Source organism: Gordonia amicalis (assembly GCF_022059885.1).
In the GTDB taxonomy this organism is placed as follows: domain Bacteria; phylum Actinomycetota; class Actinomycetes; order Mycobacteriales; family Mycobacteriaceae; genus Gordonia; species Gordonia amicalis.
The window spans coordinates 2256759-2280811 of record NZ_CP091855.1 but is presented as its reverse complement, the minus strand read 5'-3'; the positions used below and the strand labels follow the sequence as shown (position 1 = coordinate 2280811).

24 protein-coding genes, 1 tRNA gene and 4 pseudogenes are annotated in these 24053 nt (G+C 66.0%); 18 read left to right on the top strand and 11 right to left on the bottom strand.

From position 1 onward, the window contains the following. Positions 1-22: 22 nt before the first annotated feature. From IHQ52_RS10525 to IHQ52_RS10505, 5 genes are all read left to right on the top strand, one after another. Positions 23-667, top strand: coding sequence for an ABC transporter permease (locus tag IHQ52_RS10525; RefSeq protein WP_024497817.1), 645 nt, complete (start codon positions 23-25; stop codon positions 665-667). After that, positions 664-2001, top strand: coding sequence for an ATP-binding cassette domain-containing protein (locus IHQ52_RS10520; protein ID WP_191834846.1), 1338 nt, complete (start codon positions 664-666; stop codon positions 1999-2001). Before IHQ52_RS10525 ends, IHQ52_RS10520 begins: the two co-directional genes overlap by 4 nt. After that, entirely contained in the window at positions 1998-2813 is an 816-nt protein-coding gene (locus tag IHQ52_RS10515) for an ABC transporter permease (RefSeq protein ID WP_191834845.1), read from the top strand. The genes IHQ52_RS10520 and IHQ52_RS10515 overlap by 4 nt, the downstream gene beginning before the upstream one ends. Further along, a complete protein-coding gene (locus IHQ52_RS10510; RefSeq protein ID WP_191834844.1) occupies positions 2810-3778 on the top strand; it encodes a glycine betaine ABC transporter substrate-binding protein in 969 nt (322 codons plus the stop codon). Before IHQ52_RS10515 ends, IHQ52_RS10510 begins: the two co-directional genes overlap by 4 nt. Before the next feature lie 114 nt (positions 3779-3892). After that, on the top strand, positions 3893-4912 hold the full coding sequence (locus IHQ52_RS10505; protein WP_238063993.1) for an IS481 family transposase: 1020 nt from the start codon (positions 3893-3895) through the stop codon (positions 4910-4912). 193 nt (positions 4913-5105) lie between these two features. Here IHQ52_RS10505 and IHQ52_RS10500 read toward each other — a convergent pair. Beyond that, positions 5106-5291: pseudogene (locus IHQ52_RS10500) on the bottom strand (hypothetical protein); the annotation flags it as partial. A gap of 104 nt (positions 5292-5395) precedes the next feature. On the opposite strand from IHQ52_RS10500, the gene IHQ52_RS10495 reads away from it, so the two are divergent. The 3 genes from IHQ52_RS10495 to IHQ52_RS10485 all read left to right on the top strand — a co-directional run bounded on the left by IHQ52_RS10495 (position 5396) and on the right by IHQ52_RS10485 (position 6922). Next, a complete protein-coding gene (locus tag IHQ52_RS10495) occupies positions 5396-5740 on the top strand; it encodes a hypothetical protein (RefSeq protein ID WP_006437023.1) in 345 nt (114 codons plus the stop codon). Between the two features lie 133 nt (positions 5741-5873). Further along, positions 5874-6545 (top strand): polymorphic toxin type 44 domain-containing protein, encoded by a 672-nt coding sequence (locus tag IHQ52_RS10490; RefSeq protein ID WP_006437024.1) that lies wholly within the window; start codon positions 5874-5876, stop codon positions 6543-6545. After that, complete coding sequence (locus IHQ52_RS10485; RefSeq protein WP_006437025.1) at positions 6542-6922, top strand: hypothetical protein; 381 nt, start codon at positions 6542-6544, stop codon at positions 6920-6922. Before IHQ52_RS10490 ends, IHQ52_RS10485 begins: the two co-directional genes overlap by 4 nt. 281 nt (positions 6923-7203) lie before the next feature. On the opposite strand, the gene IHQ52_RS10480 is transcribed toward IHQ52_RS10485, so the two are convergent. Next, positions 7204-7275, bottom strand: a tRNA-Gln gene (locus IHQ52_RS10480). Positions 7276-7396: 121 nt separating this feature from the next. After that, positions 7397-8152, bottom strand: coding sequence for an SDR family oxidoreductase (locus tag IHQ52_RS10475; RefSeq protein ID WP_006437026.1), 756 nt, complete (start codon positions 8150-8152; stop codon positions 7397-7399). A 277-nt stretch (positions 8153-8429) separates the two neighbouring features. Between IHQ52_RS10475 and glmU the strand changes: the two genes are divergently transcribed. Then, positions 8430-9893: a bifunctional UDP-N-acetylglucosamine diphosphorylase/glucosamine-1-phosphate N-acetyltransferase GlmU gene (glmU, locus tag IHQ52_RS10470; RefSeq protein ID WP_040004824.1), complete on the top strand. Its 1464-nt coding sequence runs from the start codon at positions 8430-8432 to the stop codon at positions 9891-9893. Between the two features lie 76 nt (positions 9894-9969). Further along, on the top strand, positions 9970-10947 hold the full coding sequence (locus IHQ52_RS10465) for a ribose-phosphate diphosphokinase (RefSeq protein ID WP_006437029.1): 978 nt from the start codon (positions 9970-9972) through the stop codon (positions 10945-10947). A gap of 69 nt (positions 10948-11016) precedes the next feature. Here IHQ52_RS10465 and IHQ52_RS10460 read toward each other — a convergent pair whose 3' ends face one another. The 4 genes and pseudogenes from IHQ52_RS10460 to IHQ52_RS10445 form a co-directional block, all read right to left on the bottom strand. Continuing rightward, positions 11017-11328: a helix-turn-helix transcriptional regulator gene (locus tag IHQ52_RS10460; RefSeq protein WP_051995414.1), complete on the bottom strand. Its 312-nt coding sequence runs from the start codon at positions 11326-11328 to the stop codon at positions 11017-11019. Positions 11329-11468: 140 nt separating this feature from the next. Then, positions 11469-12104, bottom strand: coding sequence for a TerC family protein (locus IHQ52_RS10455; protein WP_420871244.1), 636 nt, complete (start codon positions 12102-12104; stop codon positions 11469-11471). A gap of 65 nt (positions 12105-12169) precedes the next feature. Then, on the bottom strand, positions 12170-13558 hold the full coding sequence (locus IHQ52_RS10450; RefSeq protein WP_238064244.1) for an IS256 family transposase: 1389 nt from the start codon (positions 13556-13558) through the stop codon (positions 12170-12172). A 55-nt stretch (positions 13559-13613) separates the two neighbouring features. After that, positions 13614-14018: pseudogene (locus tag IHQ52_RS10445) on the bottom strand (TerC family protein); the annotation flags it as partial. Positions 14019-14258: 240 nt separating this feature from the next. On the opposite strand from IHQ52_RS10445, the gene IHQ52_RS10440 reads away from it, so the two are divergent. After that, the gene (locus IHQ52_RS10440) at positions 14259-14828 is read left to right on the top strand and encodes a CBS domain-containing protein (RefSeq protein WP_238064243.1); all 570 of its coding nucleotides are present in this window, start codon (positions 14259-14261) and stop codon (positions 14826-14828) included. On the opposite strand, the pseudogene IHQ52_RS10435 reads toward IHQ52_RS10440, so the two are convergent. Then, positions 14825-15800: pseudogene (locus IHQ52_RS10435) on the bottom strand (AraC family transcriptional regulator). The gene IHQ52_RS10440 and the pseudogene IHQ52_RS10435 sit on opposite strands and share 4 nt — an antisense overlap. Positions 15801-16019: 219 nt before the next feature. Between IHQ52_RS10435 and IHQ52_RS10430 the strand changes: the two are divergent. The 5 genes from IHQ52_RS10430 (at position 16020) to IHQ52_RS10410 (ending at position 20136) form a co-directional block, all read left to right on the top strand. Beyond that, positions 16020-16589 (top strand): flavin reductase family protein, encoded by a 570-nt coding sequence (locus IHQ52_RS10430; protein ID WP_096273583.1) that lies wholly within the window; start codon positions 16020-16022, stop codon positions 16587-16589. Between the two features lie 60 nt (positions 16590-16649). After that, positions 16650-18278, top strand: coding sequence for a 4-hydroxyphenylacetate 3-hydroxylase family protein (locus tag IHQ52_RS10425; RefSeq protein ID WP_238064242.1), 1629 nt, complete (start codon positions 16650-16652; stop codon positions 18276-18278). A 39-nt stretch (positions 18279-18317) separates the two neighbouring features. After that, on the top strand, positions 18318-19196 hold the full coding sequence (gene catA, locus IHQ52_RS10420) for a catechol 1,2-dioxygenase (protein WP_006437036.1): 879 nt from the start codon (positions 18318-18320) through the stop codon (positions 19194-19196). 88 nt (positions 19197-19284) lie between these two features. After that, positions 19285-19626, top strand: a complete 342-nt coding sequence (gene arsC / locus IHQ52_RS10415; protein ID WP_006437037.1) for an arsenate reductase (glutaredoxin) — start codon at positions 19285-19287, stop codon at positions 19624-19626. Positions 19627-19782: 156 nt separating this feature from the next. After that, positions 19783-20136 (top strand): VOC family protein, encoded by a 354-nt coding sequence (locus tag IHQ52_RS10410; RefSeq protein ID WP_006437038.1) that lies wholly within the window; start codon positions 19783-19785, stop codon positions 20134-20136. On the opposite strand, the gene IHQ52_RS10405 is transcribed toward IHQ52_RS10410, so the two are convergent. Next, a complete protein-coding gene (locus tag IHQ52_RS10405) occupies positions 20115-20576 on the bottom strand; it encodes a limonene-1,2-epoxide hydrolase family protein (protein ID WP_238064241.1) in 462 nt (153 codons plus the stop codon). The genes IHQ52_RS10410 and IHQ52_RS10405 overlap by 22 nt on opposite strands. 241 nt (positions 20577-20817) lie before the next feature. Here IHQ52_RS10405 and IHQ52_RS10400 point away from each other — a divergent pair, with 241 nt between their 5' ends. Both IHQ52_RS10400 and pth read left to right on the top strand, forming a co-directional pair. After that, a complete protein-coding gene (locus IHQ52_RS10400; protein WP_006437040.1) occupies positions 20818-21441 on the top strand; it encodes a 50S ribosomal protein L25/general stress protein Ctc in 624 nt (207 codons plus the stop codon). 46 nt (positions 21442-21487) lie between these two features. Beyond that, complete coding sequence (gene pth / locus IHQ52_RS10395) at positions 21488-22054, top strand: aminoacyl-tRNA hydrolase (RefSeq protein WP_040004825.1); 567 nt, start codon at positions 21488-21490, stop codon at positions 22052-22054. Between the two features lie 113 nt (positions 22055-22167). Here the strand turns inward: pth and IHQ52_RS10390 are convergent. Together IHQ52_RS10390 and IHQ52_RS10385 are read right to left on the bottom strand one after the other, a co-directional pair. Then, positions 22168-22817: pseudogene (locus tag IHQ52_RS10390) on the bottom strand (ABC transporter permease); the annotation flags it as partial. Next, positions 22814-23896, bottom strand: a complete 1083-nt coding sequence (locus IHQ52_RS10385) for a daunorubicin resistance protein DrrA family ABC transporter ATP-binding protein (protein ID WP_006437043.1) — start codon at positions 23894-23896, stop codon at positions 22814-22816. The gene IHQ52_RS10385 and the pseudogene IHQ52_RS10390, both read right to left, overlap by 4 nt. Positions 23897-24053: the final 157 nt, after the last annotated feature.

Genomic DNA, 24053 nt, shown 5'->3' with positions numbered 1-24053 from the left:
CACCGGGGATGGGAACACAACCGTGCAATTGTGGGATTACATCGGCGACAATGCTCGCTCCCTCACGTTCTTGACCTATCAGCACGCGTCACTGTCGTTTCAGACCGTGCTGGTCGGCACCCTGGTCGCCATCGCGGTCGCCGCGCTGGTCTACCGGCTTCCGCTGGCGTCCGCACTCACTCTCACGTCTAGTCGTGTGGCACTGACGATTCCGTCGCTGGCCCTGCTCGCACTGTTGATCGTCCCGTTCGGACTCGGTGTGACACCGTCCTTCCTGATGCTCGCGTTCTTCGCGATGCTGCCGGTGATCGGCAACGCGGTGGTCGGCTTACGCTCGGTTCCGTCCTCGGTCGTCGAATCCGCCCGCGGCATCGGCCTTTCGCGCTGGCGCATCCTGCTGACGGTCGAGTTGCCGATCGCGTGGCCGGTGATCCTGACCGGAATCCGCGTGTCCACGCAGATGATCGTCGGCGTCGCGGCGATCGTCGCCTACGTCCTCGGCCCGGGTCTCGGATCGCTCATCTTCAACGGCCTCGCCCGACTCGGCGGCGCCAACGCCCTCGAATCTGCGCTGGCCGGAACCATTCTCATCGTCATCATCGCGCTCGTCTTCGATGCTCTCCTGGTACTACTCGGCCGACTCACCATCTCCAAGGGACTCTCATGACCGACTCCACCACCGTCCCGTCGTCGAAATCCCCGGCCCGCCAACCGTCGTCCGGCGCGACGGACCGCGTCGTCACCGGCGAATCGATCCGGCTCGAAGGCGTCGTCAAGCGTTATCGGGGCCAGACCAAGCCCGCGGTCGCCCGACTCGACCTGGAGATCGAAGCCGGTGACATCGTCGCCTTCGTCGGCCCGTCGGGCTGCGGCAAGACCACGACCCTCAAGATGATCAACCGGCTCATCGAGCCCACCGAGGGACGTATCTACATCGGCGGCCGAGATGTGACCGCGGAGAACCCGGATCGGTTGCGGCAGTCCATCGGTTACGTGATCCAGTCCGGCGGACTCTTCCCGCACTGGTCGGTGAGCAAGAACATCGGCACCATCCCGCGAATCCTCAAGTGGGACAATAAGCGTATCGCCGAGCGGACCGAATACCTGATGGACCTGGTCGGACTCGACGCCGCGACGTTCGCCGACCGTCTGCCCAAGGACATGTCCGGTGGCCAGCAGCAGCGTGTCGGCGTGGCACGGGCCCTCGCCGCCGACCCGCCCGTCCTGCTGATGGACGAGCCGTTCGGCGCCGTCGACCCCATCACGCGAGCACGCCTGCAGGACAAGCTGATCGCCATCCAGCACGAACTCGGCAAGACGATCGTCATCGTCACCCACGACTTCGAAGAGGCCACCAAACTCGGCGACAAGGTCCTGATCCTCTCCGAGGGCGGGCACATCGAACAGTTCGCCCCGCCGGAAGAGATCCTCGCCAACCCCGCCAGCCCGTTCGTCGAGGAATTCGTCGGTTCGGGTGCGACACTGGCCCACCTGACCCTCACCCGCGTACGCGACGTCGAGATCAAACAGGTGGTCACCGCGCGTGTCGGCGAACCGTCCGGCGGTGTCGTCAACCGGGCCAGAGCGGCCGGTGAGGATTGGCTGGTCGTCGTCGACGAACACGGGCGCCCACGCGCCTGGCCCTCCGTCGACGAGGTCGCCGCCAAACCCGAGGTGTCCGATTATCTCGACCCGCGGCTGCCGGTCGTCGCACAGTCCTCGACGCTCAACGACGCACTCGACTCGATGCTCGCGACCAGCCAGGGCGGCGTCCTCGTCACCGACGGCCGGGGCGCGGTGATCGGCGCACTGAACATCGCGTCGGTGATGGAGGCGATCCGCGGGCAACTCGCGGATGTCCGCGACGACGACCACCTCGGCTACGTCGACCACACCGAGGGGTCCGCACCCGTCGAGACCCCGGTCGTCGCAGCCGACGACGAGTCGTCGCCCGCCGGCGCCGAGGCAGTCGCGGCACCCGAGCCGAGCGCCGAACGATGACCGCGGTCGCCGACGAATCCGCGCGGGTCACCGCTGCCGCCGAAGAGACTGTTCAGCCACCCCGGGGCGGTTTCCGACGACGGCTCGCGAAGGTCCCCGTCGACGTCTGGTTCGAACCGCTGGTCATCATCGTCATCGGCGTCGGATTCGTGATCTGGTATCAGCGCACGACATTCACCGAGACCGAGAGTGCATCGATGTCGTGGCCGGCATTGCGGTCGACGATCCTCGATCACATTGAGCTCACGCTCGTGGCGACCGTGATCGTCGTGTGTATCGCCATCCCGCTCGGGATCGCCCTGACTCGCCCATCTCTGAAGTGGCTCAACCCGATTGCGATCAACATCGCCAACATCGGGCAGGCGGCTCCGGCGATCGGCCTGCTCGTGCTGTTCACGTTCTGGCTCGGCACCGGATTCAACACGGCGGTCGTCGGTCTCGTCGTCTACGCGGTGCTGCCGATCCTGCAGAACACGATCGTCGGTCTGCGACAGGTCGATCAGCGGACGGTCGAGGCGGCACGCGGAATCGGATTGTCCGGAGTGCGCACACTCTTCCAGGTCGAGTTACCACTCGCGGTCCCCGTCATCTTGAACGGCGTGCGCACCGCGCTGGTCATCCTGGTCGGCACCGCGACGCTGAGTACGTTCATCGGCGCGACGAGCCTCGGCACGCTCATCACGACCGGTATCACCCTGTTCCTACCGAAACTTCTCGTCGCCGGCGCGGTCCTCGTCGCGCTGCTGGCGATGACGATCGACTGGCTCGGACGACTCGTCGAACTGGCCGCGACACCGCGGGGGGTCTCATGAGAAAGACTGCCCTGTCCTCCGTTTCGGCGATACTCATGATCATGGTCGCCGGTTGTGGGTTGGTCAGCTCGTCGGGCACATTCCGCGAGGCGTTCCTGGCCGACGGGTCGACGCCCTTGGCGGGCACCGAGATCCGGGTGACGTCGAAGAACTTCAGTGAGTCCGTTCTGCTGGGCAAGATCACCGCGACCTATCTCGGCGCGGCGGGGGCGGCCGTCAAGGATCTGACGAACGCACCGGGTTCCATGTCGTCGCGCCAGGCACTCCTCAACGGCGACGCCGACATCCTGTGGGAGTACACGGGAACCGCCTGGCAGACCTACCTCGGCGAGACCGAGACCATCTCCGACCCGAACGAGCTGTGGCAACGCGTCCGCGACGCCGATCGCGCCAATGGAGCCGAATGGCTTCCGCCGGCCGCCTTCAACAACACCTACGCATTCGCGGCGTCGGCGCCGACGGCGAAACGTCTCGACGTGACGACGATGTCGGACATCGCGAAACTGCCGGTGTCGGAGCGGACGTTCTGCGTCAACGACGAGTTCCTGAGTCGTGCCGACGGTTTGATCCCGATGCTGAAGGCATATGACATCCCTCTGGGGGAGCCCGACGGCGTGCCGAAGGACAACGTCACGACCATGGACTCCGGTGTCGTCTACACCTCGACGGCACGCAGTACACCCTGCAACTTCGGCATGGTGTACTCCACCGACGGCCGGATCAAGAACCTCGATCTCACGGTGCTCACCGACGACCGGAAGTTCTTCCTGCCGTACAGCGGTTGCGTGGTCTTGAGCACGAGACTCAACAAGGAAGCACCCCAGATCGCCGAGCTGATGGCGCCGGTGTCGGCGAAGCTCACCGACGCGGTGATGCAGGAACTCAACGGCCGCATCGACATCGACGGCGAGGACCCCGCCGACGTCGCCTACGACTGGCTGAAGGCGGAGGGGTTCATCGCCTAGATGTACTGACCCGGGACGTTAGGTACGGGGTTCGGCGAGTCGGCGTGACATAGGGAAGACCTCCGAGTGAGGTGTGGAGCTGTCTAAGAACCGCTCCTCAACCCGGAGGTCTTCATGTCTCACCGTAATTCACCGTTGTCCCCGACTGGCCGGCTGCGTCTGGCTCGGTGTGTTGTCGAGGATGGGTGGCCGCTGCGGCGTGCCGCGGACCGTTTCAATGTCTCGGTGACCACGGCCAAACGGTGGGCCGACCGCTACCGCGACCACGGGCCCGCAGGGATGGTTGACCGCTCAAGCCGGCCCCGCTCATGCCCGCATCGCACCACCCGTCGCCGGGAACGACGGGTGGTGGGGTTACGCGTGTCGCGCCGTTGGGGACCAGCTCGGATCGGGTTCCACCTGGGGTTGAACGTGTCCACAGTCCACCGCATCCTCACCCGGTACCAGTGTGTGCGGTTGTCGTGGACCGACCCGGCCACCGGAGCACCGGTGCGTGCACGACGACGTGAGGTTCGCCGGTATGAACGCGAAGCTGCCGGGGACTTGATCCACGTCGACATCAAGAAGCTGGGCAGGATCCCCGACGGTGGTGGGCACCGCGTGCACGGCCGCGCCCGAGGCGGCCGCAATTCCAGTGCCCATCGCGATCCGTCCCGGCCCCGCACCGTGCATGGCCGCCCCAACCTGGGATACGCCTACCTGCACCACGCCGTCGATGATCACTCCCGATACGCCTATTCGGAGATCCTCGCTGATGAGAAGAAGGAAACCGCGACCGCGTTCATGACGCGTGCCTTGGCCCACTTTGCCTCGATCGGCGTCACGACCACACGGGTGATGACCGACAACGGGTCCTGTTACCGGTCCAGAATGTTCCGGAAACGATTGGCCGACAACGGGATCAAACACAAATGGACACGACCGTACCGGCCGCAAACCAACGGCAAGGTGGAACGATTCAACCGCACACTGCAAGAGGAATGGGCCTACGCCCGCCCCTACAACAGCGAGACCGAACGCGTGGCCGCCTTCGACGAGTTCCTGCGCATCTACAATCACGAACGCGGCCACACCGCACTCAGAGGCGACTCACCCGCCGACCGCGTACCCAACCTGGCGGGTCAGTACACCTAGAACACCCCCGCCCCCTGAGGTGCGGGGAACCCCCTGCTCCCAGCGGTGCGACCCCTCTCCCCGAGGTGCGAGGCCCCTTCGCTCCTTTCAGGCGCTACGAACCCCTGCGCCCTGAGGTGCGAGGAGCGCAAGCGACGAGCCTCGAAGGGCTGGCGACCCGAACACCTAACCCGCCGACAACAACGGCGAGGGCTCAGTACCGCCGTAGGAAACCCTGCGTTCCAACGGCATCGGGGTCCGCGGCGCCTCGGGATGCAGTGCGGCTGCGGCGGCGAAGTTCGTGCGATTGCAGGCGATGGTCGAAGTCGTGGGTGACGCTGGTGATGACGAGTTCGTCGGCCACGGTGACCCGGGCCAGGGTCCGTAGTCCGTCGACGACGACATCGTGCCCGGCGGACTCGACCGCTTCTTCGACGAAGTCGCGCCGGTGCTGCAGGACCGGGCACATGTTGGGCGCGGTCTCACGAGCGACCAGGGGGAAACATGACGATGAAGGCAGATCTCGACATCCTGCACGGGTTGTCGAGCACCCTCGAGGGGCTGTCGCAGGAGTCCGGTTCGCTGTCGGTGACGGGGGTTCCATTGACGCAGCTACTGCCCTTCGGGATCGGTCAGCAGGGTTCGCTGGCGTCGGTCGTCGAGGCAACCGGGATCGCGAGGGACGTGCATACCACGATGTGCGCTGCCGTCACCGAACGTCTGCACGAGGTGAGCAAGGCGATGAACGCCGTGGCCATCCAGTTCGCGCACTCCGATGACGACGCGGCCGTCGGCCTCGCGGACGCATACGAGCGAGCCACCGGCGACTGGAAGGCTCCGGCCCGTTGACTCCGACCCGAGGTCAGCTGGAATCCTTCTACCCGGAGCCCTTGCAGGCAATCGCCCGCGGTCTCTGTGACCTCGGAACCCAGCAACCGCCGACCGTCAAGTGCAACAGTCACTCTCGGATATCCGCGGATCGATGAAGATCGAGTTCGAAGGCATCGCGAACAGCACCACCAACCCGAGCGAGCGACGCTTCAACGAGATCCTGCGCTGGATGTACGAGGAGTTCATGCGCAACGCCCACTCCGACCGGGTCGCGGCGATGAAGCGCAACAACGACTATGCCGACGGCATGGCAGAACTGGCCGCGAACCCGAAGCACTGGTGGCACTGGTTCGCCGACTTCGGCTGCGGCACCGATGCCCGCAACACGGCCTTCGCGTCCTGGTTCGAACGCGTCGCCACGGGCAGACCCTGGGACCACAAGCCGTTCATCCGCAAGGAATGGGGTGTCGCCGAGGGCGATTACGACGGCGACCTCAACTTCGAGGAGCCCGGGACCGGCCGATCCGTCTACTACGACATGTGGTCGAACATGCACTACGGCTACGTCGGACGCGCAGCCGGCTTCGACGGGCAGACGCTCCTAGACGCGCAGAATCTCCCGGTCCCCGGGGTCGGCGGCACGAGCCGCGGCGACGACATCGCCACATCCTGGGGTGTCGAGATGTGGGAACGGTACGGCGACGACATGACCGAGGACGAGTTCGCGACCGGGGTCACCGAGATGATCGACCAGATGGCACGGGAGAAGTCCGTCGCCCCGGACACCACACCCGACATCAACCTGAAGTACGGCACCCCGTGACGTGGCTCCGGCGGCTCGGCCCCGTCTGGTGTCTCGCGCTGAGCGTCGCCGCAGCTTTCGCGGCGGTGTGGATCCAGGGCCGGCTGTACGCCGCTTGCGAACCCCAGACCGGCCCCGGCCCGGCCGACGGCCCATATGTGTGGTTCTTCGTCATCCCGGCGACCGCAGTGGTCGCACTCGCGGCGTCGAGCGCCGGTTACATCCTGACGATGCTTGCCCGAACCCCGGTCTCCTATCTCGCACCCGCCGTCGCACTCGTGGCGGCGTGCCTGGTCGTCTGGGGAGCGGTCGCGTGGAACTACGACCCCGACACCATGACCGAGATCTGGTGTAACGGAGGCAAGCCCGACTGGTGGCCGTCCTGGCTGCCGCTCTGAGGAACGGCAGATTTCGCTCCACCACCGAAACATGGGGTAGCTCCGCCACCGAAACATGGCGGTTTCTGCCCCTCAGGCATAGGCGGTATTCCTCCCCACGTTTTTCCACGCGGCATCGCGTCAGGCAACCGACCGTCCTGGGCTATCCCAGGAGGGTCTTATTCGTGCCGGCCAACGCGGCACAGCACGCCACGGCAACAAGAGGGATGAGGCAGAACGCGCTGAGCGCGTGCGGATGTCGGAGCCGCTGAAACCGGCTGCTACCAGCGAGTTTACCGTTGCTCCCCCACCAGGACTCGAACCTGGAATGCCTGAACCAAAATCAGAAGTGTTGCCGATTACACCATGGGGGAATACTGCGCTGACGATTGTGCCACAGCGCTCCGGCGACGACGTGACGCCACCGGTCGACTTCGTCTCGACTCCTGGACTTCGATCGAAGTCCAGGAGTCGAGACGAAGTCTGTCAGTCGAGTCAGTCCTTCGGGCCGCCGGCGACGTAGACGACCTGACCCGAGACGAAGCCCGCACCCTCGCTGATGAAGAACGACGCGGTGTGGGCGATGTCCTCGGGGACGCCGACGCGGTTCACCGGGATCTGGGCGGCCGAGGCCTTCTTGAAGTCCTCGAACGGGACACCGATGCGCTCGGCGGTGGCGGCGGTCATCTCGGTCTCGATGAAACCGGGGGCGATGGCGTTGGCGGTGACGCCGAACTTGCCGAGCTCGATGGCCAGGGTCTTGGTGAAGCCCTGCATGCCGGCCTTGGCGGCCGAGTAGTTGACCTGACCGCGGTTGCCGAGAGCCGAGGTGCTCGACAGGTTCACGACACGGCCCCAGCCGGCGTCGACCATGTACTTCTGCGCGGCCTTGGTGACGTTGAAAGCACCGCGCAGGTGGACGGCCATGACCGCGTCCCAGTCGTCGACGGTCATCTTGAACAGCAGGTTGTCGCGGGTGATGCCGGCGTTGTTGACGACGACGGTCGGCGCACCGAGCTCATTCGCGACCTTCTCGACGGCGGCCTGCACCGACGCCTCGTCGGCGACGTTCGCGCCGACGGCCAGCGCCTTGCCGCCCTTGTCGGTGATGGCCTTCACGGTGTCGGCGCAGGCATCGGCGTCGAGGTCCAGGACGGCGACGGCCAGGCCGTCGTCGGCGAGTCGCTTGGCCACGGCAGCACCGATGCCCCGTGCCGCGCCGGTGACGATCGCGGTCTTCTGCGTGCTCATTCATACCTCCGTTGGTCGGTGTGCGCACCGGGACGCCCGGCGCACGTATGTCGTCCGCTCCCCGCCTGCGCATCGACACCGAGCGCCGGGGGCGCCGGTCGATCGCTCGGGTGAGACGGTCCCTTGTGTTCTATCAGGTGCGGTCGGAGGACGTGTGGTGCATCACGTCGGAGCCCGTATCCACCGAAAATCGGTGCGGCGCGTTATTGCACGGTTCTACCGGTGCGTAGGATCGCACCCGACGTGAACACCGATGAAGGAAGAGGGTGGGCATTCGATGTCGGGAACGTCGTCATCTGTGGCCGTGATCGTGCTGGCCGCGGGTGCCGGTACCCGCATGAAGTCCAAGACCCCCAAAATCCTCCACACGATCGGCGGCCGATCCCTCCTCGGCCACGCCCTGCACGGCACATCGGACCTCGACCCCGATCATCTCGTCGTGGTGGTCAGCCATGAACGGGAACGGGTCTCCGCCGCCGTCGCCGACCTCGCCGGCCAACTGGGTCGTGAGATCGCGATCGCCGAGCAGGACCTGCCGCGCGGCACCGGCGACGCCGCCCGCGTCGGTTTGACCGGTCTTCCCGCCGACTTCGACGGCACGGTCGTCGTCACCGCCGCCGACGTCCCGCTCCTCGACGCTGACACCCTGCGCGGTCTCATCGCCACCCACACCGCCGACGGCGGTGCCGCGGTCACACTGACCAGCTTCATCGCCGACGACCCGACCGGTTACGGACGCATCATTCGCGCCGACGACGACTCGGTCCGCGCGATCGTCGAGCACAAGGACGCGACCGCCGAGCAGCGCGCGATCACCGAGGTCAACGCGGGTGTCTACGCGGTCGATGCCGCCGCGCTGCGGGACGCGCTCTCGAAGCTGTCCACCGACAACGTCCAGGGCGAGTTCTACCTCACCGACATCGTGGAGATCGCCCGCGACGCCGGTCAGGCGGTCCGCGGTTTCACCGTCGCCGATCCCGTCCTCGTCGCCGGCTGCAACGACCGCGCCCAGCTCGCCGACCTCGGGGCCGAGCTCAACCGCCGCATCGTCCGCCGCCACCAGATCGACGGTGTCACCGTCGTCGACCCGGCGACCACCTGGATCGACGTCGACGTGACGATCGAGGCGGATGCGCGGATCGAACCCGGCACACAGCTGTACGGCCGCACCCACATCGCCGCCGACGCGGTCGTCGGGCCCGACACCACACTGACCGACGTGACGGTCGGCGAAGGCGCGCACGTCATCCGCACCCATGGCAGCGACGCCGTCATCGGCGGCGACGCCTCCGTCGGTCCGTTCGCCTACCTGCGACCGGGCACCGTGCTCGGCGTCGCGGGCAAGATCGGCACCTTCGTCGAGACGAAGAACGCCACGATCGGCGACGGCTCGAAGGTCCCGCACCTCACCTATGTCGGCGACGCGACCATCGGCGAACACTCCAACATCGGGGCGTCGAGCGTCTTCGTCAACTACGACGGCGTGAACAAGCACCGCACCGTGATCGGCGACCACTGCCGCACCGGTTCGGACAACATGTTCGTCGCCCCGGTGACCATCGGCGACGGGGCATACACCGGCGCCGGAACCGTCGTGCGGCAAAATGTACCGCCGGGAGCCCTCGCGGTCTCGGCGGGAGCACAGCGTGTCATCGAGGACTGGGTCGTCACCAAGCGGCCCGACACCGCGGCGGCGCGCGCGGCCATCGAGGCGCACGACAAGGACCTCGGGTCCGCCTGAGGCGGTCCCGACCACGGTCTGCCGTACGCGGCAGGCAGCCCAGAAGATCGACATCGAAACGGACAGAAGAGTTTTCATGACCTGGACCACCGACAACCAGAAGAACCTGATGCTGTTCTCTGGTCGTGCCCATCCCGAACTGGCTGAAGCAGTCGCCACCGAACTGGGCATCAAGGTGACCCCACAGACTGCACGCGACTTCGCCAACGGCGAGCTGTTCGTCCGTTTCGAGGAGTCCGTGCGCGGCTCGGACGCCTTCGTGCTGCAGAGCTGCCCCTACCCCCTGAACCAGTGGGTCATGGAAGCGCTGATCATGATCGACGCGCTCAAGCGCGGTTCGGCCAAGCGCATCAGCGTGATCCTGCCGTTCTACCCCTACGCCCGCCAGGACAAGAAGCACCGCGGACGCGAGCCCATCTCGGCCCGCCTGATCGCCGATCTGCTCAAGACCGCGGGTGCCGACCGCATCATCACCGTCGACCTGCACACCGACCAGATCCAGGGATTCTTCGACGGCCCGGTCGACCACATGCACGCCCTCGGCCAGCTCGCCGGCTACGTCTGCGACAACTACGGGACCGACAACATCACCGTCGTGTCGCCGGACTCCGGTCGTGTGCGCGTCGCCGAGAAGTGGGCCGACGCCCTCAACGGCGCTCCCCTGGCGTTCATCCACAAGACCCGGGACCCGTTGGTCCCCAACCAGGTCAAGTCCAACCGCGTGGTCGGTGAGGTCGAGGGACGCACCTGCGTCCTGATCGACGACATGATCGACACCGGCGGCACCATCGCCGGGGCGGTCCGCGTCCTCAAGGACGCCGGTGCAGGCGACGTCATCATCGCCACCACCCACGGCGTCTTCTCCGATCCCGCTGCCGAGCGCCTGGCCGGATGCGGCGCCAAGGAGGTCATCGCGACCGACACGCTGCCCATCCCGGACGACAAGCGCTTCGAGAACCTCACCGTCCTGTCGATCGCCCCGCTGCTCGCACAGACGATCCGCGAGGTCTTCGAAAACGGTTCGGTCACAAGCCTCTTCGACGGCATCGCCTAGTCTTTTCAGTCCCTCTCAACGCCGCGCCCGGATGTTCTCACGAACATCCGGGCGCGGCGTTTTCGTCGGTCAGCGGAGGGCGGTGATGAGTTCGTCGACGGTGTGGGCGGATTCCAGCGGGTGGCGCAGGCGGCCGTGGCCGTGGACGGTGTAGGTGTTGCGGCGACCGTTCTTCTCGCGGGTGAGGTAGCCGTCGGCGACGAGGTCGGCGACCACGACCTGTACGGCACGTTCGGTGATGCCGACGGCAGTGGCGAGTTCACGCATGGTGAGGTCGCCGTCGCGGGACAGGCACAGCAGCACGTGGGCGTGGTTGGTCAAAAACGTCCAGTTCCGCGTTGTGGGGGTCCGCCGAGGTGTCGTGGCGTCGGGGGTGGGCATATTCGCACGATAGACCATGGTCATTTCCGGTATCCAGCTTCGTACGTTGTGGGTGGCACCGGACAGCCGTCAGCTGCGTGGCGCGGGGCACGACGCAGCTGACGATCCGGAGGGTGGCTTGTGTGCTTGCCAGGTCCGGCTCACCGGGCCCGGTCAGTGGTGGCGGGCGTGTCGGGGATCTCCTGACGGTCGATGTTGCCGGTCGCCGTCGAGGCGGTGCACGTAGCGGCGTCGACGGTGTGACCGGGGTCGTCGGCGGCGGCCGCGGAGGCGCGAGTGCGCACCCAGCTGGCGGTGACGGCGACAGCGAGGATGGCGATGACCACGGCCAGCGAGAACGTGGTGGGAATCTTGTAGATCTCGAGAAGCAGCATCTTGATGCCGACCCAGACCAGCACCACGGCCAGGCCGAGTTTGAGATAGATGAAGCGATGCATCAGGTCGGCGAGCATGAAGTACATCGCGCGCAAACCGAGGATGGCGAAAGCGTTTGAGGTGAACACGAGGAATGGTTCGCTGGTGACAGCGAAGATGGCAGGGATGGAGTCCACGGCGAACACGATGTCGGTGGTCTCCACCAGTACCAACACCGCCAGCAGCGGGGTGGCCAGGACGCGGCCGTGTTCTCTGACCCAGAACTTCTGGCCTCGGTAGCCGTCGGTGACCGGGACGAGGCGTCGGAATCCGCGGAGAACCAGGGAGCTGTCGGGGTCGATGGTCTCGTCGCGGTGCCGGGCCATTTTGATGCCGCTGGCGACGAGGAAGGCGCCGAACACACGAGCTTGTCAAGATGTCTGTGTAAGAACGTGACTCCTGGGTTTCGTGTGGTTGCTGTGGGGGACTAGTTGAGGTGGGGTTCGATGCGGTCGGGGTAGGCCAGGGCGAGTTGCCCGAGGGCCTGTTTCCAGTTCGTCACGACTTGCCCCTCGACGAGTCGTCCGGGGGCTTTGCGGGTGGCGGCGGGCTTGCCGCGTTCCTTCTCTCGTTGCCGGGCGCGTTTGTCCTCGATGTCGCAGATGGCCAGCCACAGGAGTTTGCGGACTGCGACGTCGTTGGGGAAGTGGCCGCGGTTCTTGATCACCTTGCGGAGCTGGTAGTTCAGCGACTCGATCGAGTTGGTGGTGTAGATGACCTTGCGGAGCTCGGGAGGAAACGCCAAGAACGGAAGGAACCGGTCCCAGGCACGGTCGAAAGCCATTGCCGCACTCGGGTATTTGACGCCCAGTTCCGAGTCACGGAAGGCCTCCCATTCGTGGCGGGCAGTATCGGCGTCGGGGGCGGTGTAGATCGGTTTGATCGCCCGGGCGACGTCTTTGCGGTCCTTGTAGTTCACGAATCGCATTGAGTTGCGGATCAGATGCACCACGCAGGTCTGGACTGTGGCCAGTGGCCAGGTCGCCTCGATTGCCTCGGGGAATCCAGTCAGTCCGTCGCAGCACACGATGAGCACGTCACGCACGCCGCGGTTGGCCAGATTCGCACATACCCCGGCCCAGAACTTCGCGCCTTCCTCGGCCTGAATCCAGATTCCCAGCACATGTTTGACGCCGGTCATGTCCACGCCAATAGCGATGTGGGCGTGTCTGTTTCGGACGTGTGCGCCGTCTTTGACTTTCACCACCAGGGCGTCGAGGTAGATGACGGGATACAACGCTTCCAGCGGCCGGTTCTGCCATTCATCGACCGCATCGAGGACCTCGTCGCAGATCTTGGAGATCGTTTCGTGGGACAGATCGGTGCCGATCGTCGAGGCCAGATGATGCTGGATGTCGCGTAACGTCATGCCGCCGGCATAGAGCGAGATGATCATGTCATCGAGCCCCCCGAGCCGGCGGGAGCCCTTCGGCACCAGACGTGGGGTGAAGGTGCCGGCACGGTCACGAGGGACGTTCAGCTCGACCGGCCCGGCCTCGGACTGCACCGTTTTCGCGCTCGACCCGTTCCGCGAGTTCGGCAACTCCCTCCCGGCCGGGTCGCCCTTCTCATAGCCGAGGTGATCGGTCAGTTCGGCCTTGAGACCGCGTTCGAGGGCGAGTTTGATCAGACCCGGGATCAGGCCGCCGTCGCCAGTGATCTGGACCTGGCCGGTATCGATCTGGGCCAACAGCTCATCGACCATGCCCGAGGCCTGCAGCGCTTCGGCCACCTCCGCAGTCGAACGCGGCTCGGCCAGCTCAGGCAACTGCCGGTCGCCGTTGTCGTGCTGCTTGTCGTCTAAGGCCATGCTCATAGATCTTCCTCTCACTGATGAGCACTTGGACTTACACAGACCATCTGACACCCCCGAACACATACAGGATCCAGGCAAAGCCGGCGATGAGAATGGAACCGGCGGCGATGAAGATGCCCCGGAAGACCAGCGCGCCGAGCACGCCGTAGAACAGCACCCGGTGCTGGTATTCCCGGGGCACGGCGAAGTAGGAAAAGATGACCGCGAAGACGAACACGTTGTCCACCGCGAGGGATTTCTCGATGACGTAGCCGGCGAAGTACTGGGCGGCGAACTCCGAGCCCCAGCCCCACCAGATCAGCCCGCCGAAGCCGACTGCGAGGGAGACCCATACCGCCGACCATGCCGCGGCCTCGCGCACGCCTACGACGTGGGCTTTGCGGTGGGCAAACAGGTCCACCGCCAGCATGACCACGATGACGGCCAGCACCACCGGCCACATCCACCACGGAACCGACATGATTGGTCCTTTCTCTTCGCTCGTGCACGGTGGCCGTGGCAACGCTGCCGAGCAGGATTTCCCGCGGAATCTGAGTCGAGGTCGCCCTGCGACACCTGAACCACGAGTACGTACGTTCCCCCCGAATGATTCCTGAACTACAGTTCGCATGTCAATATTGACGAATATTTTTTCGCCAGTTATTTTTCTGCTGTCGGCACGGCGCCGACGACCGACCCAGAAAAGTCGAGGAGAAGTTCGATGCGCGTACACGATGTGATGGTTCGCCCGGTGGTCACGGTCTCCACCGACACCCCGGTACGCAGGGCGGCGGTGACGCTGACCGAACGCGGATTTGCGGCGTTGCCGGTGCTCGATCATCAGCAGCGGCTGGCCGGGGTCCTCACCAGCGGTGACGTGCTACGTGCCGGCGAATCGGGACCCGATGTGACCGTGTCCGAGGTGATGAGCACCCCTCCCGTGGCAGTGGCCGGCCATCAGGACCTCACCGAGGTGGTGCGGATGCTGTTGGGTCACGGGGTGCGCTCGCTGCCGGTCCTCGACGCAGAAGGCCAGGTGCAGGGCATGTTCAGCCGAGGGGACGCGCTGCGGCTGATGCTGCGCCCCGACGAGACCATCTCCGCCGCCGCTCAGGTCCGCCTCGACGACTACTTCGGTCCGCGGCGCTGGTTCGCGCTCGCCCGCGACGGCGCGGTCACCGTCACCGGCACCGCCGTCGGTGAGTCCGAACGCCGTATCGCCATCGCCCTGGTCCGCACCGTGCCCGGCGTGCGCGAGGTCACCCTCGCCACCAGATCATCCTGCGGCTAAGTGCCGGTCATCCGCCGGGTCTCCGACGGCGCGACCCCGTACTTGCGCCGGTAGGCGGCGGCGAACCGGCCGGTGTGCATGACGCCCCAACGGGTCGCGATGTCGGTGACGGTCGAGGTTCCGCCGCAGGTCATCAGGTCGTTGTGGATGCACTCGAGCCGGACGTCGAGCACGTACTCCATGGGACTCATCCCAACGCATTCGCGGAAGCTCTGCTGCAGGCGCCGCGCGCTGACCGTCCCGATCTCCGCCAGCTCACCCACGGTCCAGGGCCGGGCCGGGTCGGCGTGGATGGCGTCGATGACGCGCTTGACCATACGGAGGACGGGTACCGGCCATCGGTTCGTCGGTGTCGGGTAGCGCCGCCAGCACCAGGGCGGTGGTGAGCATGCCGCCCAACTGTTCGGCCATCCGCGGGTTGCGCAACAGGATGCCCTCGCACTGCGCGACCTGCTGACGCGCCGACCTCAGCAGCCCGAGCCATTCCGCGCCGGCGCCGGTGCGCAGATCGAGCTGGCGGGTCAGTGACCTGCCGGGGCGGCCGGCGATCCGGTCGATCTCACGCTGCAGGTAGTCGCGCTCGACCTTGAAGCCGATGATCTCGCAGCTCTTGCTCCAGTTGGTGATGACCGTCGGGGTGTCTGGCGGGTTCAGTGTCGCCTGACCTGGTTCGGAGACGATCTCCCGACCATCGGTGACCGACGCGATGCTGCCGGACAGCGGGATGTTGATGGCCCAGGCCCCCGGATGGTCGGTGTCGATCGACACATCCGCACCGAAACCGATCCGCGCGAGCACCGTCGCAGCGATCGGCGTCGACTCCAGGCGATAGCGGGAGGCGTCGTCGCGGGACAGCGGCCGCAACTCATGGGGGAAATAGGCATCCGCGACGACCTCGTGGACCTCGTCCCAGTCCGCGATACCCGAACCCACGACGCGACGCGGCGTAGGCGCTTCCTGCGACGCCGGCACCCCCGCGCGGTGTGCCCCCGAAAGGGGCGGCTCTGCCCTCACACGGTCCAGCGTAACTGTGACTGCCATCACTTCCCGCGATCAGAAGCGATCCAGATCGCACGGTTGCGCACATCGGATCGACCCTTCGCAATGCGGATCGACGGGATGTGATCGCGGTCATACGTTGGGTCGCACCGCCAGACCAGACACTGTTCGAGCACGAAGGAGCCGATCCCCATGGACCAACGCACGATGCGCAACATCTTCGGCCAGTTCGCCACTGGCGTCACCGTCATCACCTGCGCGAACGACGAGGGCACGCCGCACGGCGCGACGGTCACCGCGTTCACCCCGATCTCGATCGAACCCCGCCTGTGCCAGGTGACTCTCACCCGCAAGTCCAAGGCGTGCGGCTTCCTCGACGACGCCCCGTTCGCGGTGAACATCCTGAAATCGGATCAGCTCGACACCGCCATGCACTTCGCCGGCAAGCCGCAGGACCCCGGTCCCGAATGGAACAACCAGTGGCTGGTTCCCGCCCTCGCCGGCACGGCCGCCACCTTGATCTGCTCGCCCTGGGCGTCCTACGACGGGGGCGACCACATCATCTACATCGGCGAGATCGTCGACGCCCGCGTGGACACCGAGGCCGAACCGCTTCTCTTCTACCGCAGCAAGTTCCACGAGCTCGGCGACACCTCCGGGGCGGCCGCCTACTGCGGCAGTCTCGACGACCCGCACAGCCGGTGGTTCGACGCGACCGCCCGCTTCCACCCGACCTGCGTGCCGGTCGGCGCACCCGCCTGACCCCACCCCATCCCGGCTGTCAACGACATCGACCGTCACACAACACAAGTGAGGACCATCATGACCGCAACCGACATCGCCCTCGACACCGAGACGACCAACAACGTGGACCGGTCGAAGGTGAACGTCGCCGCCGACTCCGAGGCCAACCGCACCGAGAACTTCGCCACTAGGCCCATGACCGGCGACGAGTACATCGAGTCACTGCGTGACGACCGCGAGATCTGGCTCAACGGCGAGCGGGTGAAGGACGTGACGACCCACGAGGCCTTCCGCAACCCGATCCGGATGACCGCGCGCCTCTACGACGCCATGCACGACCCGGCGACCAAGGACAAGGTCACCGCACCCACCGACACCGGCAACGGCGGCGTGACCATGCCGTTCTTCCGCGCACCGAAATCGGCCGACGACCTGCGCGCCGACCGCGACGCCATCGCCACCTGGGCGCGGATGACCTACGGCTGGATGGGCCGCAGCCCCGACTACAAGGCCAGCTTCCTCGGCACCCTGCACGCCAACTCCGAGCTGTACGCGCCGTTCCAGGCCAACGCCGAGCGCTGGTACAAGGAGTCGCAGGAGAAGGTCCTGTACTGGAACCACGCCATCATCAACCCGCCGGTCGACCGCCAGCTCCCGCCGGACGAGGTCGGTGACGTGTTCATGAAGGTGGAGAAGGAGACCGACGCCGGCCTCATCGTCTCCGGCGCCAAGGTCGTCGCGACCGGTTCGGCCATCACCAACTACAACTTCATCTCCCATTACGGTCTGCCGATCAAGAAGAAGCAGTTCGCCCTGATCTGCACCGTCCCGATGGACGCCCCGGGGGTGAAGCTGATCTGCCGCTCCTCCTATACCCAGCAGGCCGCGGTCATGGGCACCCCGTTCGACTACCCGCTGTCGAGCCGGATGGACGAGAACGACACCATCTTCGTCTTCGACAAGGTGCTCGTCCCGTGGGAGAACGTCTTCATGTACGGCGACGTCGACAAGATCAACGCCTTCTTCCCGCAGTCCGGCTTCCTGCCTCGCTTCACCCTCCAGGGTTGCACCCGTCTCGCGGTCAAGCTCGACTTCATCGCCGGCCTGCTCCTCAAGGCCCTCGACTGCACCGGCGCCGGCGGGTTCCGCGGCGTGCAGACCCGCGTCGGTGAGGTCATCGGATGGCGAAACCTGTTCTGGTCGTTGAGCGATGCCATGGTCAACAACCCCGAGCCGTGGATCGGTGACACCGTCATCCCGAAGCTCGAGTACGGCCTGACCTACCGCATGTTCGCCCAGCAGGGTTATCCCCGCGTGAAGGAGATCATCGAGCAGGACGTCGCCTCCGGTCTGATCTACCTGCCGTCGAGCTCGGCGGACTTCAAGAGCCCCGACGTCCGCCCGTACCTCGACAAGTACGTCCGCGGCTCCGACGGCATCCTCGCCGTCGATCGCGTGAAGGTCATGAAGGCGCTGTGGGATTCGATCGGCAGCGAGTTCGGCGGCCGCCACGAGCTCTACGAGCGCAACTACGCCGGGAACCACGAGGGCGTCAAGGCCGAACTCCTCATGTTCGCCGACGCACGCGGCACCGTCGGGGAGATGAAGGGTCTCGCCGAGCAGTGCATGTCCGAGTACGACCTCGACGGCTGGACCGTGCCAGACCTCATCGGCAACGACGACGTCAGCTACTTCGCCAACCGCTGAACCTCCCTCTCGCACAGCCCATACAAACGAGGAGACATCATGACCACCATCGAACGGCCGACTGCCGTCGACAACCCGGCCGCCGTCGAATCACCGACCGCGGCCGGCTCCGGAAGCGCCGCGACCGCGGCCTTCGCGGGCCATCGGTTCACCGCCGACACCTCACCGGAACGTCTGTCGGCCATCGCATCCGAGGCCTTCGCCGGTTTCAGCGCACTGATCGACAAATACGAGATCACCTACGACGAGTACCGGGTCCTCAAGCAGTGGCTCATCGACGTCGGCGAGGGCGGTGAGTGGCCGCTTCTGCTCGACGTGTTCGTCGAACACGACATCGAAGAAGTCAACTCGCGGAAGTTCAAGGGCACCAAGGGAAGTATCGAAGGCCCCTACTACCTCCCCGATTCCCCGCTGTTGCCCGCCCGTTGCACCCTTCCGATGCGCAGCAGTGACGCCCGCGAGACACCGCTGGTGATGCACGGTCAGGTCACCGACCTCGACGGCAACCCGATGGCGGGTGCCACGATCGAGATCTGGCACGCCGACGCCGAGGGCTACTACTCGGGATTCGCACCGCATATCCCGGACTGGAACCTGCGCGGCACGGTCGTGACCGATGGTCACGGTCGCTACGAGATCACCACGATCCAGCCCGCGCCGTATCAGATCCCGACCGACGGACCGACCGGCAAGTTCATCGAGGCCGCCGGATGGCACCCGTGGCGTCCGGCTCATCTGCATCTGCGGGTGTCGGCCAAGGGGCGGCATCCGATCGTCACCCAGCTGTACTTCGCGGGTGGTGACTGGCTCGACAGCGACGTCGCCTCGGCGACCAAGCCGGAGCTGCTCCTCGACCCGAAACCCGATGCGGACGGACGGAACGTCGTGCAGTATGACTTCGCACTCGATCCCGAGTAGCGAGCACGCCCGCAGAACGGGTTCGCGAGCGGTCCGGGTTCTCCCCCTCTGGAGCCCGGGCCGCTTTCGGCTGGGTACGGTGTATTTCGTGGACGCGACGATCTATCACAACCCGAAGTGCTCGACCTCGCGCAAAGCGCTGCAGGCCCTCCGCGACGCCGGCATCGAGCCGGCTGTCGTCAAGTACCTCGACGAGCCCTACACGCGCGAACAGCTCGTAGCGCTGTTCGCCGACGCCGGGGTCACCCCCGCGCAGGCCGTACGCAAACGCGAGACTCTCTACAAAGAGCTCGACCTCGCGTCGGCCACCGATGATCAGATCCTCGACGCGATGGTCGAACACCCCATCCTCGTCGAGCGGCCGATCGTCGTGACCGACAAGGGAACCCGCATCCCCCGGCCGATCGAGAAGCTCGACGAGATTCTCTGAAGGGGCGTCGGTCCCGAACGGATCGGGACTTTGGTCAGCGATTCGTACATCTTTGTGCCAGAACGCGATTCAGCTGTTCCAGGCACCCTCGATCGCGAGTAGCGTGGCTCACGACGCCGGCCGTCGACCGTTGATCCCTCTCCCTTTGGAGGTGCCGTGAGCGACCACGAAGCAAAGATGATCATCCTGTCCACCGAGAACCTGGACGAGTCGATCACCTTCTACACCGAGACCCTGGGCATGTCGCTGAAGTTCCGCGACGGCGCCCACTTCGCCGCACTCGACGCCGGCGCGGTCACGCTCGCCCTCGCCACCTCCGTCGACCACCCCATCCCGGGCAAGGTCGTCGTCGGAATCAAGACCGCCGACGTCGACGCCGCCGCGAAGGCGATCGAGGCCGGCGGCGGCGCCATCGTGAAGGGCCCCTACGACGACGCGCACGAACGCCGTGCCGTGGTGTACGACAACCAGGGCAACGGCCTGGTCTTCTACAGCCCGCTGGCCAGGTAGTCCCGGTTCGGCGCGGGTAACGGCTTCTGCACCGCGGGCAGGGCGAGCGCGGCAACGCCTCGCACCAGCCCCTTCGTCATGTCGAAGTAGTCGAAGTAGTCGCGCCACACCGCGATCCGGCCTTCGCGGATCTCGAAGCGGCCGCACACCCAGAACTGCAGATGCAGCCGCCCGAAACGCAGCTCGTCGACACGCTCGGTGAGCACGACACCCGCATCGTCGGAGCTCACGTTGACCATGCGGTAGTTGAAGCCGATCCACGATCTCTTCGCGACGCCGCCCAGCACCCCGGCGACCTTCCGCTTGCCGTGGATGGTCGGCAGCGACACGTTGGTGTAGGCGATGTCGTCGTCGACGCACGCCAGCGCACCTGCGGTGTCGTTACGGACGAACGCGTCGAGGAATGCCGTCACGATCTCGATCGGGGTTTGTGAGGTCATGGCAGCCAAGTATGCCCTGCCACCGGCCGCCGAGGCGCCGTGATGTGACATCCCGGCAGGTCATCGACTATCCTGACCGACGTTGTCTCGGCGAGGGTGATCCAGTCACCGTGATCGGCGCGACCATCGCAGTCTCCTCGGGTGCCCGCATGCGGCCCGGTGGGTGTCCGCGGTCGGAATCCGTGCCCGTTGCTCGTCGCGACGGACGAACGACCGCAACCACTGATCAGAGGAGATCATCATGGCAACTCAGGCCTCCAAGCTGTCCGTCAGCACCCGCACCGAAAAGGGCAAGGGCGCCGCTCGTCGCGCTCGTCGTGAGGGCAAGGTTCCCGCCGTGCTCTACGGCCACGGCACCGACCCGCAGCACCTGCACCTCCCGGCCCGCGACTTCGCCGCGATCCTGCGTAACAACGGCCTCAACGCCATCATCGATCTCGACATCGAGGGCTCCAGCCAGCTCGCGCTCACCAAGCAGGTCGACGTTCACCCGATCCGCAACTACATCGAGCACGCCGACCTGCTCATCGTTCGCCGCGGTGAGAAGGTGACCGTCGAGGTCGCCATCGTCGTCGAGGGTGACGCGGCGCCGGGCACCCTGGTCGTCCAGGACGCCAGCGTCGTCGAGGTCGAGGCCGACGCCCTGTCGATCCCCGAGCAGATCGTCGTCAACGTCGAGGATGCCGAGGCAGGCACCTCGATCCACGCCTCCGATCTGGACCTGCCGGAGGGCGTCACCCTGACCGCCGATCCGGAGACCCTGATCGTCGCCGTGAACGAGGCCCAGGCCGTCGCCACCGAGTCCGAGGCCACCGAAGGTGCCGAGGAAGAGGCTGCTGCCGAGGCTCCCGCGGAGTCGGAGTAATCCGACCCCGAGACTGCTCGACTCGAGTGGTGAAACTGCCCCAGTGGTGAAATTGATTGTCGGACTCGGTAATCCCGGGTCCAAGTACGAGAAGACGAGGCACAACGTCGGCGCGATGGTCGCCGACGCCCTCGTCGACTCGGCAGGCGAGCGCTGGAAGGTTCACAAGAAGTCCGGTGCTGAGGTCGCCGAGGTACGCCTCGGCGGCCAGTCTGTTCTCGTGGCCAAGTCACGCGTCTACATGAACGAGTCCGGCCGGCAGATCGGTCCGCTGGCCAAGTTCTATTCGGTCACGCCGGCCGACCTCATCGTCGTGCATGACGAACTCGACATCGATTTCGGCGCGGTGCGTCTCAAACGCGGCGGTGGCGAAGGCGGCCACAACGGGCTGCGTTCGATCAGCCAGGTGATGGGCACCCGCGACTACCTGCGCGTACGCATGGGCATCGGCCGTCCACCCGGCCGGCAGGACCCCGCCGACTTCGTGCTGAAGCCGTTCCCGTCCGCGGACCGGGCCGAGGTCGAGCTGATGATCCGCAACGGATGCGACGCCGTCGAACTGCTCGTCTCCCAGGATCTGGAGAGCGCACAGAACACCGTGCACGCCTGGTAGGCGTGCACGGTGTTCCCCTGCTCCCTGAGGAGGCCCGGAGCCTGCGAAGGGACAGTCCCCCTGCTCCCTGAGGAGGCCCGGAGCCTGCGAAGGGACAGTCCCCCTGCTCCCTGAGTGTCGCGCACGGCGTCGACGATCCAGCGGAACGGCATGAAATCGCTCAGTCCCTGCAACCATTCCGGTCCGAGCGTCATCGGCAGCAGGATTCCCGACAACAACAGCACCGGCATCATCACCATGTTGATGAGCGGGGCCATCACGTCCTCGCTCTTGGTGGTCAGTGCCAGGGCATTCGACGCCGCGGCGCACGCACCACCGATGAGCAGTGTGATGAGGATGCCGAGGATCACGCCGATCATCGATCCGCGCATGCCCATGGCGAATCCGAGAGTGACCAGGATCAGGGCCTGCACCAGCAACTGCAGCATGTCGCGCATCAGGCGACCGGTGAGCAGTGCGGTCCGGCTCGCCGGAGTCACCCGCTCTGCCTCGATGACCCCCTCGCGCCATTCCCCGATCAGGCTGAAGCCGGCGAACAGCGCCCCGAACAGTCCCAGCTGCACGAGCAGACCCGGCACCAGGAAGGTGTACGGATTGTCGGCGCCACCGGGGAACTGGGCGACCAGCGGTTTGAGCAACGGCCCGAACAACAGCAGATACAGGATCGGCTGCATGACACCGATCAGGACCAGGCGGGATTACGCAGGTTCATCCGGATCTGACGCCGGAACACGATGGTGCTGTCACGGACGAAACTGTTCATCGGGCGACCTCCTGCTCGGTGCGGCGGGTTGCGTCGTCGGAAACGGTTGCGGGAGAGACTGCATCGGGGTCGACCCCGGGCACGTCACCGACGGGATCGCCGGCGGTCTCCGCGTCGCGCAGGGACCTGCCCGTGAGGGTGAGGAAGACATCGTCGAGGGTCGGGCGGATGACCTCGATGGAATCGAGCGAGATTCCCGACGCGTCGAGGTCACGGAGCAGTCCGGGCACGGCCCGGCCCGCGCGCGGCACCCGGCCGCGAACGTGGCGGCCGGCCACCTCGATCCTTCCGTCGCCGTCACCCCCGGTGACCGACGCGAGTTTCTCTGCGGCCGTGGTGACCGCCGCCGCGTCGGCGACCTCGAGCGACACCAGATCGCCGGAGACCTGGGCCTTGAGGTTGTCGGGGGTGTCGGCGGCGACGATCCGTCCGTTGTCGATGATGAGGATCCGGTCCGAGAGTTCGTCCGCCTCGTCGAGATAGTGCGTCGTGAGGAACACCGTCGCGCCGCGCTCGCTGCGCAGCCTGCGGATGTGCTCCCACAGGTTGGCCCGGGCCTGCGGGTCGAGGCCCGTCGTCGGCTCATCGAGGAAGACCAGCGACGGTTCGTGGACGAGGCCCATCACGATGTCGAGGCGCCGCTTCTGCCCCCCGGACATGTTCTTGGGCATCCGTTCCCACAGGCCGTCGAGCTGCAGTTCCGAGAACAACGCCTGGCCTCGCCGGGTCGCCTCGGCTCTCGACAACCCGTACAGCATCCCGTGGTCGACGATCTCGTCGCCCGCCTGCGCCTGGCTGAACGTGCCACCGGCCTGGGACACGTACCCGATACTGCGACGCACCGAAACCGGATCTTCGACGACGTCGTAGCCGTTGACCGTCGCGGTGCCCGCGGTGGGCCGCAGCAGTGTCGTCAGCATCCTCAGTGTGGTCGTCTTGCCCGCTCCGTTGGGCCCGAGGAAGCCGACCACCTCCCCCTCGGCCACGTCGAGGTCGACGCCGTCGACGGCTCGTACCTCGCGCTTCTTCTTTCCTTTCCCGGTATGGAACACCTGGACCAAACCGCGCGCATGAATCATGCGGACTCTCCTTCTCCCACTTGGCTGCCTGTCGTGCCGGACGCGCACCTCGTCGTGTGCTGATCGTCGTATCGAGCGGCCGATTTCCGACGCTGACGTGAGGTATCGACCGATCTGCGCCTCAGTTTTCATCGCAATGAGGACACATTCGGTCCTC

What these genes read in the sequence shown, in the direction of transcription:
- IHQ52_RS10520 (WP_191834846.1), top strand. Translation starts at nt 664, where the DNA reads ATGACCGACTCCACCACCGTCCCGTCGTCGAAATCCCCGGCCCGCCAA.
- IHQ52_RS10515 (WP_191834845.1), top strand. Translation starts at nt 1,998, where the DNA reads ATGACCGCGGTCGCCGACGAATCCGCGCGGGTCACCGCTGCCGCCGAA.
- IHQ52_RS10510 (WP_191834844.1), top strand. Translation starts at nt 2,810, where the DNA reads ATGAGAAAGACTGCCCTGTCCTCCGTTTCGGCGATACTCATGATCATG.
- IHQ52_RS10505 (WP_238063993.1), top strand. Translation starts at nt 3,893, where the DNA reads ATGTCTCACCGTAATTCACCGTTGTCCCCGACTGGCCGGCTGCGTCTG.
- IHQ52_RS10495 (WP_006437023.1), top strand. Translation starts at nt 5,396, where the DNA reads ATGACGATGAAGGCAGATCTCGACATCCTGCACGGGTTGTCGAGCACC.
- IHQ52_RS10490 (WP_006437024.1), top strand. Translation starts at nt 5,874, where the DNA reads ATGAAGATCGAGTTCGAAGGCATCGCGAACAGCACCACCAACCCGAGC.
- IHQ52_RS10475 (WP_006437026.1), bottom strand. Translation starts at nt 8,152, where the DNA reads ATGAGCACGCAGAAGACCGCGATCGTCACCGGCGCGGCACGGGGCATC.
- glmU (WP_040004824.1), top strand. Translation starts at nt 8,430, where the DNA reads ATGTCGGGAACGTCGTCATCTGTGGCCGTGATCGTGCTGGCCGCGGGT.
- IHQ52_RS10465 (WP_006437029.1), top strand. Translation starts at nt 9,970, where the DNA reads ATGACCTGGACCACCGACAACCAGAAGAACCTGATGCTGTTCTCTGGT.
- IHQ52_RS10460 (WP_051995414.1), bottom strand. Translation starts at nt 11,328, where the DNA reads ATGCCCACCCCCGACGCCACGACACCTCGGCGGACCCCCACAACGCGG.
- IHQ52_RS10450 (WP_238064244.1), bottom strand. Translation starts at nt 13,558, where the DNA reads ATGAGCATGGCCTTAGACGACAAGCAGCACGACAACGGCGACCGGCAG.
- IHQ52_RS10440 (WP_238064243.1), top strand. Translation starts at nt 14,259, where the DNA reads ATGCGCGTACACGATGTGATGGTTCGCCCGGTGGTCACGGTCTCCACC.
- IHQ52_RS10430 (WP_096273583.1), top strand. Translation starts at nt 16,020, where the DNA reads ATGGACCAACGCACGATGCGCAACATCTTCGGCCAGTTCGCCACTGGC.
- IHQ52_RS10425 (WP_238064242.1), top strand. Translation starts at nt 16,650, where the DNA reads ATGACCGCAACCGACATCGCCCTCGACACCGAGACGACCAACAACGTG.
- catA (WP_006437036.1), top strand. Translation starts at nt 18,318, where the DNA reads ATGACCACCATCGAACGGCCGACTGCCGTCGACAACCCGGCCGCCGTC.
- IHQ52_RS10405 (WP_238064241.1), bottom strand. Translation starts at nt 20,576, where the DNA reads ATGACCTCACAAACCCCGATCGAGATCGTGACGGCATTCCTCGACGCG.
- IHQ52_RS10400 (WP_006437040.1), top strand. Translation starts at nt 20,818, where the DNA reads ATGGCAACTCAGGCCTCCAAGCTGTCCGTCAGCACCCGCACCGAAAAG.
- IHQ52_RS10385 (WP_006437043.1), bottom strand. Translation starts at nt 23,896, where the DNA reads ATGATTCATGCGCGCGGTTTGGTCCAGGTGTTCCATACCGGGAAAGGA.